This is a genomic window from Desulfoplanes sp. (assembly GCF_054921335.1).
The window spans coordinates 1-20,256 of sequence record NZ_JBUDSQ010000012.1; the positions used below are offsets into that span (position 1 = coordinate 1).

General features: G+C 52.5%; 16 protein-coding genes. 8 read left to right on the forward strand and 8 right to left on the reverse strand.

Features of this window, described 5'->3' with window-relative positions; all coding sequences use genetic code 11:
* Window positions 1-165: 165 nt before the first annotated feature.
* The gene (locus tag ACY692_RS04210; RefSeq protein WP_462324092.1) at window positions 166-1,470 is read left to right on the forward strand and encodes an OmpA family protein; all 1,305 of its coding nucleotides are present in this window, start codon (window positions 166-168) and stop codon (window positions 1,468-1,470) included.
* Window positions 1,471-1,710: 240 nt separating this feature from the next.
* On the opposite strand, the gene ACY692_RS04215 is transcribed toward ACY692_RS04210, so the two are convergent.
* The 8 genes from ACY692_RS04215 to ACY692_RS04250 form a co-directional block, all read right to left on the reverse strand.
* On the reverse strand, window positions 1,711-3,393 hold the full coding sequence (locus ACY692_RS04215; protein WP_462324093.1) for a sensor histidine kinase: 1,683 nt from the start codon (window positions 3,391-3,393) through the stop codon (window positions 1,711-1,713).
* A gap of 22 nt (window positions 3,394-3,415) precedes the next feature.
* Entirely contained in the window at window positions 3,416-3,991 is a 576-nt protein-coding gene (locus ACY692_RS04220; protein ID WP_462324094.1) for a YIP1 family protein, read from the reverse strand.
* 36 nt (window positions 3,992-4,027) lie between these two features.
* Window positions 4,028-4,177: a hypothetical protein gene (locus tag ACY692_RS04225; RefSeq protein ID WP_462324095.1), complete on the reverse strand. Its 150-nt coding sequence runs from the start codon at window positions 4,175-4,177 to the stop codon at window positions 4,028-4,030.
* Window positions 4,178-4,307: 130 nt separating this feature from the next.
* Window positions 4,308-6,158, reverse strand: coding sequence for an SLC13 family permease (locus tag ACY692_RS04230; RefSeq protein ID WP_462324096.1), 1,851 nt, complete (start codon window positions 6,156-6,158; stop codon window positions 4,308-4,310).
* A gap of 51 nt (window positions 6,159-6,209) precedes the next feature.
* A complete protein-coding gene (locus ACY692_RS04235; RefSeq protein WP_462324097.1) occupies window positions 6,210-7,112 on the reverse strand; it encodes a CBS domain-containing protein in 903 nt (300 codons plus the stop codon).
* A 78-nt stretch (window positions 7,113-7,190) separates the two neighbouring features.
* On the reverse strand, window positions 7,191-7,571 hold the full coding sequence (locus tag ACY692_RS04240) for a response regulator (protein ID WP_462324098.1): 381 nt from the start codon (window positions 7,569-7,571) through the stop codon (window positions 7,191-7,193).
* A complete protein-coding gene (locus tag ACY692_RS04245; protein WP_462324099.1) occupies window positions 7,568-7,954 on the reverse strand; it encodes a response regulator in 387 nt (128 codons plus the stop codon). Before ACY692_RS04245 ends, ACY692_RS04240 begins: the two co-directional genes overlap by 4 nt.
* A gap of 4 nt (window positions 7,955-7,958) precedes the next feature.
* Window positions 7,959-9,620 (reverse strand): ATP-binding protein, encoded by a 1,662-nt coding sequence (locus tag ACY692_RS04250; protein ID WP_462324100.1) that lies wholly within the window; start codon window positions 9,618-9,620, stop codon window positions 7,959-7,961.
* A gap of 539 nt (window positions 9,621-10,159) precedes the next feature.
* On the opposite strand from ACY692_RS04250, the gene ACY692_RS04255 reads away from it, so the two are divergent.
* The 7 genes from ACY692_RS04255 to ACY692_RS04285 all read left to right on the forward strand — a co-directional run bounded on the left by ACY692_RS04255 (window position 10,160) and on the right by ACY692_RS04285 (window position 20,071).
* Window positions 10,160-12,859, forward strand: coding sequence for a PEP/pyruvate-binding domain-containing protein (locus tag ACY692_RS04255; RefSeq protein WP_462324101.1), 2,700 nt, complete (start codon window positions 10,160-10,162; stop codon window positions 12,857-12,859).
* Window positions 12,860-13,329: 470 nt separating this feature from the next.
* Complete coding sequence (locus ACY692_RS04260; RefSeq protein WP_462324102.1) at window positions 13,330-13,506, forward strand: hypothetical protein; 177 nt, start codon at window positions 13,330-13,332, stop codon at window positions 13,504-13,506.
* Between the two features lie 193 nt (window positions 13,507-13,699).
* Window positions 13,700-15,241 (forward strand): two-component system sensor histidine kinase NtrB, encoded by a 1,542-nt coding sequence (locus ACY692_RS04265; protein WP_462324103.1) that lies wholly within the window; start codon window positions 13,700-13,702, stop codon window positions 15,239-15,241.
* Between the two features lie 1,192 nt (window positions 15,242-16,433).
* Entirely contained in the window at window positions 16,434-16,940 is a 507-nt protein-coding gene (locus ACY692_RS04270; RefSeq protein ID WP_462324104.1) for a helix-turn-helix domain-containing protein, read from the forward strand.
* Between the two features lie 465 nt (window positions 16,941-17,405).
* Window positions 17,406-18,284, forward strand: coding sequence for a CheR family methyltransferase (locus tag ACY692_RS04275; RefSeq protein WP_462324105.1), 879 nt, complete (start codon window positions 17,406-17,408; stop codon window positions 18,282-18,284).
* Between the two features lie 35 nt (window positions 18,285-18,319).
* Window positions 18,320-19,537, forward strand: coding sequence for an HDOD domain-containing protein (locus ACY692_RS04280; RefSeq protein ID WP_462324106.1), 1,218 nt, complete (start codon window positions 18,320-18,322; stop codon window positions 19,535-19,537).
* Between the two features lie 51 nt (window positions 19,538-19,588).
* Complete coding sequence (locus tag ACY692_RS04285; RefSeq protein WP_462324107.1) at window positions 19,589-20,071, forward strand: chemotaxis protein CheX; 483 nt, start codon at window positions 19,589-19,591, stop codon at window positions 20,069-20,071.
* The last annotated feature ends 185 nt before the right edge of the window (window positions 20,072-20,256 follow it).

A 20,256-nucleotide genomic window follows, 5' to 3' on the forward strand; every position in this document is an offset into this window, starting at 1 on the left:
AGAGATTGTTGAGATTTTAGAGATTGTTGATATTTTAGAAAGTTAAAAGAATTTAGACTACCTTACTCATGAAAGTCTGCCATAACAGCAAGAAAATTCTACAACCTATTGAACGTAAAACCTAAAACTTAAAACTGCGGCTTGGCCGCATTAGGAGGTTAGCCCATGCAAAAAAAACTACTCGCTCTCGTGTTTGCCGGAATGTTTCTCATATACGGCGGACTGGGCTCTGCATCTGCCATGGACCTGGTCCCGAAAGTCGACAACTTCATCTTCCTTGTGGACAGCTCCGGTTCCATGGGCTGGGACTACAAGGAGAGCGGAAAGACCAAAATCGTTCTGGCCAAGGAGATCCTGAGCCAGCTCAACCGGCATATCCCCGAGCTGGGATACGTCTCCAGTCTGGATACGTTGGCCCCACTCAAAACGTATGCGGAGCCGGCCGTATACAATACCATGGCCTATGGTCGGGCCATAGACACCATTCCTACCGATATCCTCACCTGGGGGTTCATGGGCAACCCGACACCACTTGGGGAAGGCATCACGGCCATGGATTCCATCATTGGCTGCATGCCCGGATCCAAGGCACTCATCCTCATCTCCGATGGAGGCAACAATAGTGGCGGGGACCCGGTCAAAGCGGCCCAACGATTGTATGAAAAGCACCATCCCAATCTGTGTATACATGTGATCAGCCTGGCAGACACCGAAAAAGGACAAAAGCTCCTGGACGATATCGCATCGCTGAGTTCCTGCTCGGTGAACACGACCCTGGATAGACTCCAGGACCAGAATGAACGCGCTGGTTTCATTCAAGAAGTCTTCTACGGCATTGCCCCCGACAGCGACCAGGACGGCGTGGCAGACATCAACGATGAATGCCCTGCTACCCCCATGGGCGTTGCCGTGGATGACAAGGGGTGCCCCTTTGACTCAGATGGTGACGGTGTCTACGACTACCTGGACGAATGTCCGGATACCCCTGCTGGTGTTCAAATCGACCAGGTCGGTTGTCCTTTGGACACCGATGGTGACGGCGTATCCGACTACCTGGACGCCTGCCCCGGAACCCCGGCTGATTTTGTCGTGGATGCAAAGGGATGTCCCCAGCCCATCAGTATTGACCTCGGACTCGAATTTGATCTGAACAGGGCCGACATCAAGCAGAAATACCACCACAAGCTAGAAGAGGTCGCTCTTTTTCTCATCCACCACCCCGGAGTCACGGCCGTGGTTGAAGGCCATACGGACAGTCAGGGAGCCGCCTCTTATAACAAAAAACTGTCCCAAAAACGCGCCCAGAGCGTGGTCGACTATCTCACGAAAAAATTTGGCGTGGATCCGTCTATGATCACCTCACAGGGATACGGGGAAGAAACGCCTATCGCCGACAATGCCACCCCTGAGGGAAGACAGAAAAACCGCCGCGTGCTCGTTGTCATCTCTGGGGCCTATCAGACACGTTAACCCTTCCAGAGGGCGGACGAACAACCGACACGACGTCAATGACGGTGGAGACCACAGCATGATAGTCTCCTATCCATCATGGAGTTAGCCGTTCTTGAGGCCGGGAAAATTTTCCCGGCCTCTTTTTTTCCCCTTTATGTCCTCCGGATAGTTCAAGACACAAAAAACCCACCAAGACGGATGGGTGTCCTGGTGGGCGCTTACATAGGTTTCCCGTTTTGGAGGGAGGCGTGTGCGGTGTTAGCGCGGGGGAAACCTGAGGGTAAACGTTGTTCCTACGCCCTGTTGGCTGCTGACCTCCATGGTTCCGCCCATGTTTTCAACGAGACCGAAACACACGGACAGACCAAGACCTGTTCCCTTGCCAACGGGTTTGGTGGTAAAAAATGGAGAAAAGATCTTTTTCTGGTTTTCCGGGCTGATGCCCGCACCATTGTCCTGGACCCTGATTTCCACGAGCCCTTCGGGGCTATGGGTTCCAACGATAACGAGTCTTCCCCCTTGGCTGCCGTGACGTTCGACAATCGCATAGATGGCGTTGTTAAAAAAATTGAGCAATACCTGCTGGATATGTCCTGGATCGGCGTAGATACTCAAAGACTCTTCAAACAATTCACAACCCAGCTCGATACCGTTTACCGAGGCCTTTTTCTCGATCATGGACACGACCTCGGGGATGAATGCGTTCAGATCAATATCCCTGTACTCGGGTGTGCCCCGGCGTCCAAAACTCAGGATCGAACGGGTGATCTTGGCACACCGGTCTATCTGCTTCTTGATCTGGACCAGGGAATTCCGGATCTCCCGGCTGTCCTCCCCTTCCTTGAAGTCCCCCTTGTTCTTCATGTCCTCCAGGACCAACCCGATATAGGCATGGTCACTCTTCATGACCTGCAAGGGATTATTGATCTCGTGGGCGAATCCCGCAGCCATCTCACCGAGTTCGGCCAAACGGGTCGCACGCACGAGCTGGTCCTGGAGGGATGCCTTCTCCCTGTCCGTGATCCGGAGTTGTTTTTCGATACGTCCGCTCAGGACAACGGCCAAAATGACAATGCCGACACCGCTGACAAAGGTGATGGCCAGGGTCATCCAAACGGCCCGATCGAAGGGGGCAAAGGCGTCGTTCTTGTCCTGTCTGACAACAAGAAGCCATTTGTGGGGGATGATCCAGGTCGTGGCATAGAGATAGGTCATCCCATTGCGGTCTTCGTTAACATATGTTCTGATTTCCCGCGGATGGTCCGGGTACTCCAGGTCCTCGTTATCCTGGGCGAGGAATCCTCCGCCCGGTCTCCGCTGTGTCTGGAAAACCCCATCCTGATTGACGATATACGCCTCTCCTGTCCGGCCGATACGTATTTTTTCAACAAATTCGCTGAACCGATAGGTATCGATGGTCGCTCGAATAACCCATGGATTCCCCTTGTGCATTCTAGACAGGGCAATGACGAAATGGGGAACGTTCCGGAAGCCCATAAAGACATCACTCTGATAGCTCCCCTTATCAACGACCTCCTTGAACCAGGTTGCATTCCTGTACATCTTGCCGCTCAGCTTGTAGGGGCCCACATAAGAAACATGGACCCCGTGGGGATCGAAAATACCCAGATCCACAAATGCCGGGGACTCCTTTTGTAAATGGTCGAAGACCAGGGCCAGTGTCCGTGGATCCTTGAGCTCCCGGAAGCCGTGTTCAGCGAGAACAAAGGTGAGATCGGCCCTGCGCTCCTTGAGAAAGGACGTGACCATTTCCCGATGGTCCCGGACAATCCGCTGCATGGAGGACACGGTGTTTTCCTTGATCGACGTGGAAAAATGGTAATATCCGACCCCGATGATCATCAGAAAGGGGACCACCGGGACGAGGATCATCCCCATAAGGATCTGCTTGCGCAGTCTGGCATAATACTTTTCTTCCATGACCCTGGACACGTCCTTGTGGCTAAAAAAGGCATTGGCGCAAATAGACCAGCACTGGAGCCATGGATGCGAGCATGGCCAAAAGGACTATCACCCCAAGGACAATGGAGACAACGGCCTGCATCCATTTGAGGGAACACCATTTGACCAACCCCACCGCCACCAGAATAAACCGCCATGGCTCGGTGAAAATTTCCGTTGTCGGCAACCAGGAGACCATCATGGTCGTGCCGGTTGCATAGGCGTAGATGATAACCAGCTGTCGGTAGGATGCCAACCGACCAAAGAACATGCCCATGGTCATAAAGGTGAACGCGGCCAAAACAAACGGCATGCCGACGGCGTTGACTGCCAGGGTGACCCCCTGGAACAGGGAATGGTCGGAGAAATAGGCAAAACGCAGGCTGGCCCAAAATATTCCGGAAATGGCCAAAAATACCAACCCGTTTTTATACCCGGTATCTTCAGGAAGACCGCTGAAAAAAACTCTGGGAGAGGTGATCAAGCCGACCACCGTCTGGAAATATGTCTGCTTGTGTGCAGTGGTATCGTTATCCCGGTGCTCCATCTCCTGGACGGGGAGTGTTTCTGTACGCATGGCTTCTCCTGGCTAGAAAGAGGCGTTGGTGATACGTTACTGACCAAAATAATGAAGGATCTTTTCCCCAACCCCCCATCCGAGCATGACCATCGTCAGGATGAAGAAAAGGAGCCGTTCGAATTTTTTTGTAAAATAGGTTGTACCACCTTTATGGACGATCGGTTTTCTCGGTTGTGCATTCATGGTGTCCTTCCGTTGCTCATTCTCCGGTATCAAGCGATTGGGCCGGACCATGCGTCCGGCCCCCCTCCTTACGGGCCGTGCTCCGCAAAAAAATCCCTTGTAGAGCACGGCCCGTAAAGCACAAGCAGGTCTAGTATCCCGGCAAACCGGGAAATCCCATGACCCCCCAAAGTACAGCGGTACACAGCAATATGACAATGTTGGCGACAAACCACATGGGAATGCCCACGCGCAAATAATCCTTGGGCTCGAGATAGCCACTGGCGTAGACGATGGCATTGGGGGGCGTGCCTATGATCAAACAATAGGCAAAGGATGATGCCGCAGCGGTACTCATGGCCATGAAGGGGAGGAAGCTCGTGCCCGGATGGACCAGGCCGGCCATGTTCAGGGTGATCGGACCAACAGCCGCTGCTGCAGGACCATCGGCCATGAGGTTGGTCAGGACCGCGGTCAAGGCGTTGGCCGTGGCCATGAGTGGCAGTCCCTGATCCATGCCGAATGGGGCCAGAAAGTCGATGACCGAATTAGCCAGCCAATAGGCCGCACCGGTCTTGTCCAGGGTACGACCGAAGATGATCGCACCGGCGTACAGCCAGACAACCCCCCAATCGACCTTGTTCTGGTAATCACGCCAATTGACGACACCGGTCATGATATACCCCACGGCGCCGGCAACGGCGATAACACCGATACCCAAGCGTACGGGATAGATGCCTATATTGTAGAAGATTTTTTCAGTGAACCATCCAAAGACCATGACCAGGAAGATAACAACCGCCCATATCTGCTTTCGGTCCCAATTGCCCATCTTTCCGATTTCCTTCTCAAGATGCTGCATGGCCGGCTTCAGGGATGTGATCCGGGGCTTGAACCGCCAATTGACCACGAACCAGGTGACGGGAATCATGGCGATAAGGAAGGGGAAACAATAGGTGACCCACTGGAAGTAGCCGATGTCGAACCCGAACATGTCGTTTAGATAGGTCATCATGATGACATTGCGGGCACCTCCGGAGGGGGCACCGGGACCACCGATGTTACAGGCCATGGCAATGGCGATCATGAGCATCTTTGCCAGTTCCTTGTCCTCGGGCACCTCTTTGGTCAGACTGTTCTGGTACAGAAGCATACCGATGGGCAGAAACATGGCGGCCAGTGCGTGGTCGGAGATGAAAGCGGCCAACGGGGTGATGATCAAGAAAAAGATCAGGGTGATCCACCGGACATTGGGCACGGCCAACTTCTTGAACATCATCATGCACACCCGCTTATCCACGCCCGTCTTGACGAAGGCCGCGGCGAACATCAAACTTCCCATGATGAACCAACAGGCGTCTGACCAATAGAGCATGGCCACCTGCTTCCTGGTGACAACGTTGCAGAAGACCAGAATCAACCCGATACAGAAGGCGACCGCGGGCAACGGGATACATTCGGTGACAAAGCAAAGGACGACAAAGACCATCATGGCGATGGAAACCTTGATCGCCCAGGTTCCCTTGTCCGCTGATTTTTTGTCCTTTTCAGACAACGTGTTGTAATCCAAAACATTTGTTCGATAGTCATAGGCCTTTTCCATGATTGTCCGGAACTGTTGGTCGTCCAAGTTGTCCGCGACAAAGACATTGGCCTTTTTGAAATTGGGAGCCGTACAAGGAATACGGTACTTCTTGCACCACGTGGCCGTTCTCTTCATGAAACGGGATTTGCTCAGGGCGCCCATGCGCATGTTCCGCTCCATCATCTGGGCGGTGAGCAATTGCCACTGTTCGACATCCGAACTCTTTTTCTGGAACAATTCTCCGGTCAACAGATCCACCACGGCCTTGGGACCGACCTTGTATTGGGTACCGACCTTGACCATGCTCCCCGGGGTCGGCAGGACAAGTATGATGAAAAAAAGCACGACCGGAATGATGAAAATCTTCCAGTCCACATACTTGTCGTATCCTGTGGCCTTTTTCTTTTTCTGTGTCATATATACCTCTACTTGGTTGTCAGATTGGGCATGGAAAATTGGTGTGTCTGGTTATGCAGCCAGGATGATTTTCGAAATTTCATAGAACAATTCCTGTTCACGGATGACGCCGATGACCCGGCCGCCCTCCTCGACCACCACACGCCTGCGTCCTTTTGCGAACATGGTGTCGGCCACTTCCATGAGATTGGCATCCCCATCCACCACCGGAGGACATTCCCTCATCACGTCCCGGATCTTTCTGTCCTTGAGTTTCTTGACCTGGGTAGAAAAAAGCCCGGTCCAGAACATGGTCGAATACTGCATGGATTCGGCCATGGACGGCTTGGGCGCTGAAAGATACTCGGGCCGGATGGCCTCGAGAAGTTTTTGCATGGTCAAAACGCCCACCACCTTCCTTCCCTCGAACACGGCGATGGCCCGGTGACCGCTCTCCATGATCTTGCCCGTTGACAAGAATTTCTCGTATGCATCCTTGAGTTTCTCAATCCCTTCCTTGACGGTGCTGCCAGCCTGCACCGAGGTATAGTCCTCGATGGGAATCATGATCTCGGCGGCCGTCTTCTCCCTGGGAAAACGTGTATGCACGGACGTGTGCGCATCGTTGATCTTTGCGGACAACAGATCAATGTCACAGGGTTTGTTCAGATAATCAAAGGCCCCCTTGAGTAGGGATTTCCTGGCCGATTCCATGCCCCCATGTCCGGTGAGCATGATAACCTGGATATCCGCGTCGATCTCCTTGATCCTGGGCAGGGCTTCCTCGCCGCTCAACCCCGGCATCTTGATATCCAGGACCACCACATCGTGGGGGGCTTTTTTCAAGATATCCAGGGCCTCTTCCCCACTCCCGGCAATGGAAAGCTCATATCCCTTCCGTTCCAGGATCTTGGAGGTCGTCGAACGGAACCGTTCTTCATCGTCAACCATCAACACCTTGATCTTCTTTGCCATTATCTACCTCCTTTTTGGTCGGACTGTGGTAAAGATGTATATTGGTGTCATGTACTTCCAAAAAATCGGGCCGAACAATCAATGTTGACCACAGGTTTTCTTGGCCTTTTGCAGGAGATCGTCCGGGTCCACCGGTTTGACCATGTATCCCGCCGCTCCATACTGCATCCCCTGGGCGGCCGATTCCATGGTCGCGTGTCCCGTGAGTAGAATCACTCGGGTCTCGGGATATCGGTCCGTTATCCGAACCAGGGTTTCTATACCGGTTATTCCGGGCATTTTCACATCCAGGACAACCACGTCCACGGTGTTCTCCTCGAGGATTTCCAGGGCCCGTCCCCCGCTGTCAGCGGTCAACACCATGACCCCCTTTCGCCGGAACAGTTTGGAGGCGCTTTCCAGAAAATGGACCTCGTCGTCCACGAGGAGAAGACGCAGTTTTTGTTCATTCCTGTTCACGGCCGACTCCTTCTCCGGGCCTTGATCCATGCCTGACGGATCTTTTCCAAAAGTTCGTCAATGGACACGGGCTTCATCATGTAATCAAAGGCCCCCAGTCCCATGCCCCGCTCACCCGCCCGGACCGATGCATGACCGGTGAGCATGATCACCTCGATTTCCGGATAGGTCTTCCTGATCTCCTCCAGGATCTCCAGCCCGTCCCTGCCGGGCATCTTCACGTCCAGGACGACGACATCGGTCCCATTGGTGTACAGATATTCAAGCGCCCCTTGACCATCGGACCTGCCCACAACCTGGAGTTTCCGTTTGTTCAATCGCTTGACCAGGGTTTCAAGAAGATCCGGTTCATCATCGACTATGAGTACGCGAATGGCATCCATTGGACTATCCTTGTTGGACGGTCAGGGGCAGGGTTATAATAAAGGAGGCCCCTTTTCCCCTGGTATTCTCGAGACGCAAGGTCCCGCCGAGTTTCTCGATGATGCTGTAGCTGATGGCCAGCCCGAGCCCGGTTCCCTGGCCCACGTTCTTGGTGGTAAAAAAAGGATCGAATATCTTTTTCTCGATTTCTCTGGGAACGCCGGGACCACTGTCCTGGATAACCACGCGTATCTCCTTTGTACGCAGTTCTGCCAGGGTAGCGATCGATATATCCCCGCCCTTGCCGATGGCATCGATGGCATTGTTCAGGATATTCAGAAAAACCTGTTGTAATTGGGAAGTATCGCTGAGTATTCTGGGAAGGTTCTGCTGCATCCGCGTGGTGATGCTGATATTTCTGTATTTGGCCTCGTTCTCCAGAAAGGAAAGGGTCTGCTCAAGGACCGCATTCACGTCCACGCTTTCCCGCAAGGGTTCCATCCTTCTGGCAAAACCGAGCAATCGGTGCACGACCTTTTTGGCCCGCTCGACGTGGATCTCAATCTTGTCCACGGAATCATTGAATTCATGAAAATTTTCGCTGTTCTTGACGTCTTCCTCTTCCAAAAGATCATGGATCCATCCGGCCTTCTCCTTGATCACGGCCAGGGGATTGTTCACCTCATGGGCAACACCCGCGGCCATCTTGCCCAGGGCGGCCATCTTGCTCGACTGCATGAGACTTTCATCGAGCATGGCCTTTTCCTGCTCGGCACGCATGAGCTGACGGATCATCAGCCGTGTAAGGACCAGGGTTCCGAACAGGATGATCGCAACCCCCGCAATCCCGGTGGCGATGACATAATGCTGGGTCCGGAGCAGTGGAGAGAACTCCTCCTTGGGATCTTCACGGACGATGAGTAACCAGTCCTTGCGTTCGAGCCATTGCAAGCCGAAAAGGATCTCCCCTGACGGGGAAGACCTTTCAAGAATTCTGGGACCGGAAAAGCGTGAGGGAGTACCGAGGAGGGTCTTGAGCGATGGGGTTTGCCCAAAACGGGGGGTGGTCTGGAATTGCATGGTCTCGTTGACCAGATAGGCGTCGCCATGTGTGCCCTGCTGGATGGATTGGACCAATGATTCGAACACCCCCGAATCGATGGTCGCCCTGAGTATCCAGTTGGTATCCCCCTCCCTACGCAATACTGCGATGATGAAATGGGGAAATTTCCGGAATCCCATGAACACGTCGCTCACATATACCCCCTTGGCCAGGACCTCGTGGAACCATCTTTCGTTCCTGTAGTTGACCCCCTGGAGATTGTAGGGTCCGCAATATGCGACATGATTGCCCTGCCGGTCGATGACCCCCAGGTCGATAAAAGATTCCGATCCCTGACGGATAATCCGCAGAATGTTCTCCAGATACTCGCTCCTGCTGATTCCGGCATAGGATTGTGTCCCGGCTATGATCTTGAGCTGAGCGATCCTCTCATCCAAAAAAAGATCCAGCGCCCGTCCCTTGTTGGTCACCAGAGTGGAAAGGCTTTCGGTGATCTTGTTCGTGTATGTCCCACTGAACTGATAATAGATGGTGACACCCAGAAGCAGGAGAGGAATGACCGCAAATCCCACAGTGAGCCCGGTAATTTTGGCCCCAAGTTTCCTGAATTGTTTGTTTTCCATGGTTGCTAGGCGATCCTGGGGGATCCTGAATATGGTGTGCAGAAATGCGGAACAAACCGCAGTATGAAAAGCAACCGATATGCCAATGCTGGAAAAAGGGGGGATCGGAAGGTGATCACCGGTGGCATTACAAGCCCATCCACCTGGAATACATCATCTTTATAATCAAATAAGCTTATGGAAGTCGTTGGAAAAGAAGGGGGGGCCGGACACGCTGGAGCCGAGTGAGGTGCGGCGACCTTTTGCATCCGACAATAGAAAGGACCCTATGGAGACACAGGGCTGGACGCCAAGAAGGACAGGAGGTAATGGGCCAATCTGGTGGAGAATGTTTGCAAAAATCCCGCAATCATATCTCCAACCGTGTTTTTACAGACTGTAAAAATTGCTGACAGAAACCTCGGGAGATCTTGGATCCCAGAGATCCGTCTCCCCCACGTCTCCTCTTTGCTGTACTTTTTTTTCTGTACGGCATGGAAATGGAAAGGCCTTGGTCCGTTAGAACCATCCTATCCGACACATGCAACACAACAATCGCCATGCAACTATTAAAAACATTGAAACGCCGTCTAGCCGGCCTTTTCACTCGACGACCGGCTACCGCTCGGGATCCTATCGACGAGGAATCCCGGGCCCATGTTTTCAAGGCCCGCTATCACGCCTTTAGACAGCTGCTCGCGGCCAACAATAAAACCCTCGAGTTGATGACGGACATGGAAGAGGCCCTTCAGGGCAACCGCCCCTTTGGCATGTCGTTTGTCAGATCCCGGTGCACGGCCGTTTCAACCAATGTCTACCGGATCATCCGCAATCTGTGTGAACTCAATCCCACGGACTATCAGGGGCTGAAAACCACCTTCAAGGAAATACAGCACAGGGTTTCGGGACATCTAGCAACAGGGGGCCCCACCGCCGGGGACCGGATTATTCTCTCCTTTGAGGAGATAACCAAGGAATCTGCGGATGCAGTTGGGAGCAAGATGGCCAATCTGGGTGAACTCAAAAACCGTCTGCGACTCCGCGTTCCCGAGGGATTTGTGGTCACCACCCGTGGGTACCACCTCCTCATGAACCACCAGGGGCTGCAGGACCGGGTCAACTGCCTTATCCAGGCCACCCCCATCGAACCCATCGCAAGCAAGGACGATCAGGACAATGATCTGTCCAAGACATGTGACATGATGGGGGTCAAACCTTCCAATCTCTTTGAGGTTTGCGCCCAGATCCAGGGACTCATTGCCAAGGCGCCCGTTCCGGATGGATTGCGGGACGCCATTCTTCAGGCCTACGACCAGCTTTGTGAAAAAACCGATAGCTGTCCAAAGGTCTCCCTGCGTTCCAGTGCCCTGGGCGAGGACATGGCCGACACCTCCTTTGCCGGCCAGTACCGTTCCGAACTCAATGTGGAGAGGGAGAATATCATCCAGGCCTACAAAGACATCGTGGCCAGTAAATACTCGCTTAGGGCGCTGACCTACCGGTACAATCGGGGTATCAGGGACGAGGATGTCCCCATGTGCGTAGGGTGTATGACCATGGTCCCTGCACGTGCGGGCGGGGTCATGTACACGCGGAACCCCCTGGATATTCGGGATACGGACGTATACATCAATTCTGTCTGGGGATTGGCCAAGTCGGTGGTCGACGGTTCCGTGGCAACGGATCAGCTCGTGGTGCACAAAAAGGCCCCCTACGGGGTGGTCGGCAAGGAAATCCGTTCGCAAACCCAAAAATTGTCCTGCGATGAGGGAGAGGGGATCAAACGCGAGGATCTCGAGGAGGATACCTGCCTGCTCCAATCCGTGTCCGATGAAGAAGCAAGTGGGTTGGCCCGCTTGGCCGAGCTCATAGAATCCCATTACGGCCGGCCCCAGGATGTGGAATGGTCCATCGACACCTCCGACCAGGTCTTTCTGCTCCAAAGCCGCCCCCTCAAACAGCACGATGTGCCCCAAGAACCCTTCTCCGGCACGATAAAGACCCCGCCCGGCGTGGAGCCGCTGTTTACCGGAGGGACCACTGCCGGTGCGGGGGTTGGCAGCGGCAAGGTGTTCATTGTCCAAAAGGATGTGGATATTCTGCTCTTTCCCAAGGATGCCATTCTGGTCTCATCCCGTTCCCTTCCCAAATGGGCCTCGGTCCTTAGCAAGGCCCAAGGGGTGATCACGGAACACGGCAGCGTTGCCGGACATCTGGCCAATGTCTCCCGAGAATTCGGCGTCCCCGCCCTTTTCGGGGTCACCGGGGCGACGTCCCTGCTGCACACCGGCCAAGAGATAACCCTGGATGCCGAGGGGCGGGCGGTCTATCCGGGAAGGATCGAGACGGTTCTCAAAGACCGCCGTCCCCACAAGAATCTGATGCAGGGCAGTCCGGTGTACAATACCCTGAAGAACGTGTCCCGGCATATACTCCCCCTGAATCTCCTGGACCCGGATTCCCTCGCTTTCACCCCCTCGTCCTGCCGGACCTACCACGACATCACCCGTTTCGCCCATGAAAAATCCGTGCAAGAGATGTTCGATTTCGGCAAGGCCAATCCCTTTTCCCCCCGGTCGAGCAAACAGCTGCGGGCGAAGGTGCCCATGCAATGGTGGATCATCAATCTGGACAATGGGTTCAAAGAGGAAGTCCGCGGCAAATACGTGGATCTGGACAATATCGCCTCTATCCCTATGCTGGCCATATGGAAGGGATGCGTTGCCATCCCCTGGGACGGGCCGCCCAACCTTGACGGGAAAGGATTCATGAATGTGATGATGCAATCGGCCACCAACCCCCAGCTCAACCCGGCCATCGCCTCGGACTTCACCAACCGCAACTATTTCATGATCTCCAAACATTTCTGCAATCTGCAATCACGGTTTGGCTACCATTTCACCAGTATCGAGGGCCTTGTCGGTGAGCGGGTCCGGGAGAATTACCTGCGGTTCCAGTTCAAGGGAGGGGCGGCCGATTATCAACGAAAGGTCAGACGGGCGGAATTCATCGGAGAAATCCTGGAAAATTACGATTTCCAAACCCGGGTGCGGGAAGACGCCATGTTCGCGCGCATGGACAATTACGAGCAACCGTTTCTGGAAACCCGTTTGATCGTTCTCGGGTATCTGCTCATGCATACCCGGCAACTGGATATGATCATGTCCAATGAAAATGTTGTTGCTCGGTACCGGAAAAAAATCGTTCAGGATATCGAAAAGATACTCGGGATATATGGCGAGAGCAAACAGGACGGGTAACGATGCGGGTGCATTTTCCAAGAATCAGCATTGCGGATATAAGAAATTTAAGAAATTATTGGCGGTTAGCATGTAGCTCTCTCATTCCTTACATCTTCCAGTTTCCCAAATTTATTGATCGGCACTCAGGTTTGATGATAAATTTCAATATGTTGCAATAGTAAAATTTTGACTGTAACCGTTAGCGGGAAGGATACCCTGGGAGGGGGGATCCGCTCCGATACACGGCACGTCATTGACGGACTTGATCCGGAATCTTTCCAGGTTTGGCGTTGCGTTGGCGTCTTGGCCCGTTCCTTGTCCGTTACAAGCCCGGACTTTGCCGTGAATGGCGGCTTTGGGCAAAAATCCGATCCAAAATGGGGACCCACTCGTCTGGACACCAGCGCTCCAATGCCCTAATATTTTTTATTTGGGCATTGTCCAATCTATCCACACTCCTACCACCCATAACCAAAAAGGATCCAACCATGCAGCAAAACAATGATCTTGGCCAGGCGGTCATGCGCGGCCTTCTTTTGGGCGGCTCCATCGGCCTCATCGCCGGCTGGTTCGGTATGCACCCCTTACGCGCCCTTTTGACCGGATTTCTGTGCGGGATCCTGGCCGGAGTGACCAAATACCGTTTGGATAACAGAAAAAAATAGCCCCCATCCCTCGGGCACACCACGGCATCCAGCCCCTGAGGACAGCCAACTACGACCTTTTCTTGCATTACCCCACCCGCAAGAGTATGTCGGTTATATTCTGGTATAATCGTGATTGTTCCGTTTTGTACCCTCCACCATACATATACGCTATCGTCTTCTTTGGATTCCATGTTATCGGGGAGCGTTGAACATGACCCACACGTTGCATAAAGAAACTGTCTCTAAGGATGGATTCTGTCTATGGGAGGTCGAAAATTTCGAATTCCGTATCGGCCTTCTCGGAACGGGTGCGGGGTTCACCACCATCCTGGACCTCATTGCCTCCAAAGAATATCAGGACTTTCTCCCCCCTCTCCGTCTAGAGGCCCTTGTCGTGGGCCCACAAAACAACATCTCCCACAAACGCTCCTATATCCGGAGCCTGAAGGTTCCCATATATCACGAGTGGAGAACAATGCTGGAAAAACATCCCCGGATAAATCTGGTCGTGGATGTTTCCGGTTTCAAGTTCAATCCCTCGGAGATCCGCAAGGCCCTTCCGGACAATGTCTCGTTCATGGACCACGACACGTCCATTTTTTTCTGCGGACTGCACAACATGTTCCAGACGGCCTCGCACTGCAAGGTTGATCTGGACCAACGGAAAATCCTTCTTGATGCAATCATCAGCAACATCAGGGAGGATATCCTCCTGCTGGACAAAGACTACAGGGTCATGGATCTCAACCCCAATGTCTCCAACAGGATCGGCAAAAGCAAGGAGGAGATCATCGGAAAACATTGTTGGGACGCCCAGGCACTCCCGGGAGGAGATATTTTCTGCCCCAAACGGGACAAGCAATGCCCCGTTGCGACAACGCTGTTCACGAAAAAAAAAGCTGAATCCCTGCTCACACGGGTCAGCAACGACGGACACCTGCTTTATTACCGGGTCTATTCCTATCCCGTGTTCAATGCCCAGGGAGAGCTTGCCCAGGTCCTTGTCATGCGCCGGAACATTACCTCCAGGACGCACAAAGAAAAACAGGTCCAGGAAAAAGAAAAGCTGTCCATTCTGGCCTCCATGTCCATGTATCTGGCCCACGAAATCCGTAACCCCTTGTGTGTCATCGGCGGTTTTACCAAGTCCCTGCTCAAGTCATCCAATCTTTCTGAGCAGGAACGGGCAAAGATCCGCATTGTCGAGGAAGAGACCGCCAAACTGGACAATGTCCTGCAAAACATCCTCAATTTCACCAGACGGGATGCAAAGAAATTCGGCGAGATCGATCTCAACGGAGTGGTCAAGGAGACACTCGAACTGATCGAGATCGGGTACAATCTTCGGGGCCACGTCTTTCAGGTGAACTTGGCCGAAGAAATCCCCCTGCTCAAGGGAAAACCGGACGTCCTCAAACAATGCATTCTCAACCTGGTCAAAAACGCCATGGAAGCGACCCCCGACGGCTCGGAGATAGTTATCGAGACCGGATTATCCGAGGATAAACTCCGGATATCCATTGCCGATACCGGGGTGGGGATGGACGAAGATGAAATCGAGATGGCTTTCAGTCCCTTCCATACAACAAAATCAAAAGGATATGGTCTGGGACTTCCGATGATACGGAAAGCGGTGGAGGAGTTTGGCGGACAAATAGATCTGCAGAGCCAAAAAGGGGTGGGAACCAAGGTAACCCTGACCTTCCCGCCTGTTCTGGAGTTGGATGAAACCCCCGCCATTCTGTCGGTATAAATCCACCCATGGCCATCCAATCTTTTTCCAGCCACAGGTTCGGCTGGTCGTTTCTTGGGGTATACCGCCGGCAGGATGGGGCCGCCCCAAAATATACGCCGGGCCAAAACCTCAAGTATAACTTTTAACTTTAGACCACTTAAAAAGTGGATGTACTAGATTACATTTACGTGAAAAAAGCATCCTGAAACCGGATACGGGCTCCATTTTCACTGAATATTCCATGGAAGGACCGGGAAAAACCATACAATGGCCGATCCCGGAGAGAGCGAAAAGGCCCATCCGGCAACAGGATCCTTAAACTGTTCTAACCGCACCGATGGAGCAATCGGTCCTCTCATCGCCGGCTATGCCCTCCCTCCGTTGGAGCATGTGCCCGGACCTGAAATACTCTTTCTCGTCCCCCCCCCCAAAAAAAGAAGTAAAGTTAACTAAACTTTAGTTACTAAACCATAGTTAACTTCCAGCCCTCCCCCCTGTGCCTCTTTGGTGAACAGATGGTTAACAACTGGTTAACTAAACTCCAGTAACTCCCCCCGGGTATATAAACCACCCAACCGGCACCTTGCGCCGTTTGTCATCAACGAAAACCGCTGTACGGGGTGGCTGTTGTCGCACAAAAAAACGGGGTGACAGCGGCCAGGTTTCTTCCGTTTGATCGGCTGCAGACTGTTGCCTGATCGCCCACCAGGACGGGGGGTGTCTACACGGCCCCGCGCATCCAAGCTCCCATCTGTCCGGCTGCCCCACCATGACAGAACCAAGGCACAGGGCCAACAATGTATAAAGTTAACGCGCTGCGTTAATTTTGCGCACTTACATTGATACGTTAATTTTCATCCATGGAACGGTGCGCTGATCCATCCTTTCCGGCCTTCTCTCCCGACCATGGTCCCCGCCACACCATCCACCAGCAAGAGGAACCACGATCGGTCGCAAGTCCCCCCAAATGCCCGAGCAGCCCCCCCCCCTTCTTTCCCAAGGGCCATATCCCCGTTCTGAAACAGGCAGTCCGGAATACCGGCAACACCATTCCCCCGTTGCGTACTATTAATCTACCACGAGGTTAACACGAACCGGATACCACCCGTGCTTAAGTTAACCATTTCCCCGGTGTTGACATTAACCAATAATTAACTTAAAAGATTTTCAAGAGGAAACACCACTTACACCAATTACCCCCCTACCACCCATGACCAAGCCACCCCCATCCTTCGACCAGACCTGGCAAAGAATGCTCGGGGCGATCAACGCCCAAACCGATTCAGCCCTGGCCCACTTTCTCTCCATCACTCCTGCCGGGGTGAGCAGCGTCAAAAAGAAACAAAAAATTCCTTCTTCATGGTTCGATAAAATCTCTCTGGAAACCGGGATCTCCAGATCCTGGCTTGTTGGGGACTCCGCGACCGCCTCTTCGAGCCCTGCTGGCCACTCCCCTTCTCCGCATGCTTCCTCCACCCCTTCTTCACGTCCGCAACAAACACGGAACGTGGTCCCGACCGGAACCATTAATGTCGCCGAGGTTATTTCCAAGGCCATTGAAATCCTCGGATCAAAAACCGACTATGCGGAGACACTCGTTACCAACGTCAATGCGCTGCACAAGGCCATGCTCGCGGAAAAACAGATCGCTGCCTTTAATACTGAAATGATGGAGGCCTTTGCTGCCTTCCAAAAAAAACATCAGGACCGAGAATAGCCGGTACGGACAATACTTATAGCAAAACATTAATTTTATCCCATCCGGCACAAGCGTACCTTGGCCATCGCGGATGCCCTGATAGGGTATTTCTCCGCCCCCCCACCGGGTGGAAAAGGCATGCAATATACCAGTCAACACCGCGGGGCGATCCCACGTACGCTCTTGCCGGATAGGCGGTCTTTACCTGTCAAAGGGCCAAAAATGCTCTTGACGGTACGCACCCATTTGCTGAATACCCCCTGTTTGCTATGATTTTCCACAACCAGCCATCGTCACAGAAATATAATCATTTTGTCATACAATTGTGACTGACTGCCAGCAAAGATCTTTTTTTCAAGACGATTAGCGTAAATCTGCCAACACTGTTTATCGCTTTATTTCTCAAAGAAAATCGTATAGTCAGTAGATACACTTCCAAGCCCGCCAACGGAATATTCATCCCAACAACCAGCGGAAAGGACCATGTCACCTCTATCGTCCCAGTCAATAAGTCTGCGAAAAACGCCTCCCATCACCGATACAGAATTTCATACCCTGAGGGATTTTATTTACAAACTCACGGGGATTGATGTTCCGGAACGGCGTAAATATCTCCTTGAGACACGCCTCGGTGCCCGGCTGAAGGCCCTGGAACTGCGTAATTTCAAAGAATATTTCAAATTCTTGACGACCTCAACGGACCGAAAAAAAGAAATCAATCTGCTGTTTGAAAAAATTACCACCAATGAAACAAGCTTTTTCAGGGACATAAAACAGCTTGGCGTCTTCAAGATGTTCGCCCTGAAAAACATCATCGATGCCCAGACCAAATCAGGAAAAAAAGAACTCAATATTTGGTGTGCGGGCTGTTCTTCCGGAGAAGAGGCCTACACCCTATCGATCATGCTCCATGAAATTTTAAAAATGTCGATCCTGAGTTGGAAAATCAGTATCTTTGCCAATGATCTCTCGCCCGCCGTGATCGCCAAAGCCAAGCGTGGTGTGTACAACGACTATTCGTTACGCAACACCCCCAAAGAGATCGTTTCCAAATATTTTACCGCCGAGCCCGGTGGATACAAAGTTCATCCCAAGATCCAAAAACCCATCACGTTCCAAGCACTCAATCTGAATGACTCATTGGCCATCAAGCGGATAAAAAAATCGCACGTGGTGTTTTGCCGCAACGTTATCATTTATTTCGATGATGCCATGAAACGGAAGGTCGTCAATCATTTTTACGATAATCTTCTTCCGGAAGGTTATCTGGTCATCGGCCATTCAGAAAGTCTCCACAAGTATGCCCGTTTTTTCATTCCCCAGGCAAAGCCCGGTGGAATCATGTACAAAAAAGCTAAATAACTCCCCACATGCTAAGCTCGAAACGGAGGGCAGTTGTGCATAAAATCTGTACAGAACATCTCCAGCCGGGAATGGTTCTGGCCAAGGATGTTCCCGGAGCCGACGGTAGCACTTTACTGGCCAAAAAACATCTGCTGGACGACAGCAATATTGAGACCATCAGTGATCTGGATATCGGATATGTGTTTATCGAGTCCATGGGTAAGCAAAAAGATGCCGAAGACCTTTTGCGGCGTTGCGACGAGTATGCTTACAAATTTTTCATGTACGTGAATCCTGAAAGCGACCTGTTCAACAACCTCTACCGGCTGTGTCTGGATAGGATCCTGTCCAACTCGACTGTCGACTGGAATCTTCCGTGTGCCAAAGACCTCCGCGGTGCCGATGTAGAACATATGCGCGATCTTTTTTTCAAGGGCGAAGGGCGTCCATCGGATATTGTCGACCATGAGACATCGCTGGTCTCTTTCCCGGATATCTATTTCCGTATCAAGGAGGTCCTGGAGGATAAAGCCTGTTCTGCGTCGGCGATTGCCCAGGTCGTGTCCAAGGATATCGGACTCTCGGCAAAGCTTTTGCGTCTGGTCAACAGCCCCTTTTACAACTTCACCTCAAAGATTGATTCGATAGACAGGGCTATTTCCCTTATCGGGGACGAGGCCTTGACCACGCTCGCCCTGGGTGTCTCTGCGATCAATTTTTTCAAGGATATTCCTCCCGAGCTTGTTGACATGCGGACCTTTTGGAAACATTCCTTGAGTTGTGCCATATTCAGCAAGCTGCTCGCCGGTGAGCTCGACCTTCCGGCTGAAAGTTTTTTTACCGCGGGATTACTCCATGATGCCGGACGGTTGATCATCTTCAAAAACATGCCCTACGGATCCGTTCAGGCCCTCCTCGCCGCACGCAGCGAAATGCTCCCGCTGGTCGAGGCAGAAAAACAGATTTTCGGTTACGACCATACCGACGTGGGCGACCTCCTGTTCAAGACATGGCAAATGCCTGATTTTTTACGGGATATCATTGCCAACCACCACACTCCGGAAAAGGCCCATGCCCCGCGCAATGCCGCCCTTGTCCAGTTGGCCGACAATATGGCCAATGCCATGGCCATACCATCAGGCAGCACATTCGTTCTGCCGGGAATGCAAGAAGAACATTGGAAATCCCTGGGCGTGACACGGAACAAAATCGAAGAGATATGTTCGATCCACGATGAGTGCATCGATCAGGTGCTCGAAGGATTTATTTGAGCCGCCCCTCTACCCATGGATAGACAATCATGAGGACGAAATCCGCATACGATGTCAGCACAAACGTATAATGTAAACTTCATCAACCCCCTGCTCCAGGCCGTGCTGAATGTCCTATCCACCATGGCCGGTGTGGAGGCCAGTCCCAGCCAACCTTTCTTGAACAGAGACGGGAAAGCCGTTGGGGATATAACAGGACAGATTACCATCGACGGACACGCCAAAGGTGTTATCGCCGTGAGTCTGAGCAAGGAAGCTATCCTAAAAATCGTGAACAACATGCTTTTTGAAAACTATACGGAAATCAACGAAGAGATCGCCGATGCGGTTGGTGAACTGACAAACATGATTTCCGGACAGGCCCGGAGCAGCCTCTCCGAAATGGGCATGACCTTCCAGGCATCGACCCCGTCGGTTGTCATAGGCAAGGGCAAGTCCCTGGAACATATCCCCTCCGCCCCCATTTTGAGCATCCCTTTCTCCTCCGATGATGGTGACCTTATCGTTGAAATCAGCCTGGCCCAACCAGAGTAACCCCCACGTTTCTTCGGTCCTGCCCCTCCCTGCACGTTTGACAAAAAATTCTCCGTTTTCATCTACCTTGATATAATCCACAAAAAGCCCCCTTGCCCTTGGTCCATGGCCAGGGGGCTTTGGCAATTCCCGGTGAAAATAGTCATAAACACAATCATTCCGGATAGATTCGCAGGGGCCTTTTG

Coding starts and splice junctions, on each gene's coding strand:
- ACY692_RS04210 (WP_462324092.1), top strand. CDS start 166: ATGCAAAAAAAACTACTCGCTCTCGTGTTTGCCGGAATGTTTCTCATA.
- ACY692_RS04215 (WP_462324093.1), bottom strand. CDS start 3,393: ATGGAAGAAAAGTATTATGCCAGACTGCGCAAGCAGATCCTTATGGGG.
- ACY692_RS04220 (WP_462324094.1), bottom strand. CDS start 3,991: ATGCGTACAGAAACACTCCCCGTCCAGGAGATGGAGCACCGGGATAAC.
- ACY692_RS04225 (WP_462324095.1), bottom strand. CDS start 4,177: ATGAATGCACAACCGAGAAAACCGATCGTCCATAAAGGTGGTACAACC.
- ACY692_RS04230 (WP_462324096.1), bottom strand. CDS start 6,158: ATGACACAGAAAAAGAAAAAGGCCACAGGATACGACAAGTATGTGGAC.
- ACY692_RS04235 (WP_462324097.1), bottom strand. CDS start 7,112: ATGGCAAAGAAGATCAAGGTGTTGATGGTTGACGATGAAGAACGGTTC.
- ACY692_RS04245 (WP_462324099.1), bottom strand. CDS start 7,954: ATGGATGCCATTCGCGTACTCATAGTCGATGATGAACCGGATCTTCTT.
- ACY692_RS04250 (WP_462324100.1), bottom strand. CDS start 9,620: ATGGAAAACAAACAATTCAGGAAACTTGGGGCCAAAATTACCGGGCTC.
- ACY692_RS04255 (WP_462324101.1), top strand. CDS start 10,160: ATGCAACTATTAAAAACATTGAAACGCCGTCTAGCCGGCCTTTTCACT.
- ACY692_RS04260 (WP_462324102.1), top strand. CDS start 13,330: ATGCAGCAAAACAATGATCTTGGCCAGGCGGTCATGCGCGGCCTTCTT.
- ACY692_RS04265 (WP_462324103.1), top strand. CDS start 13,700: ATGACCCACACGTTGCATAAAGAAACTGTCTCTAAGGATGGATTCTGT.
- ACY692_RS04270 (WP_462324104.1), top strand. CDS start 16,434: ATGACCAAGCCACCCCCATCCTTCGACCAGACCTGGCAAAGAATGCTC.
- ACY692_RS04275 (WP_462324105.1), top strand. CDS start 17,406: ATGTCACCTCTATCGTCCCAGTCAATAAGTCTGCGAAAAACGCCTCCC.
- ACY692_RS04285 (WP_462324107.1), top strand. CDS start 19,589: ATGTCAGCACAAACGTATAATGTAAACTTCATCAACCCCCTGCTCCAG.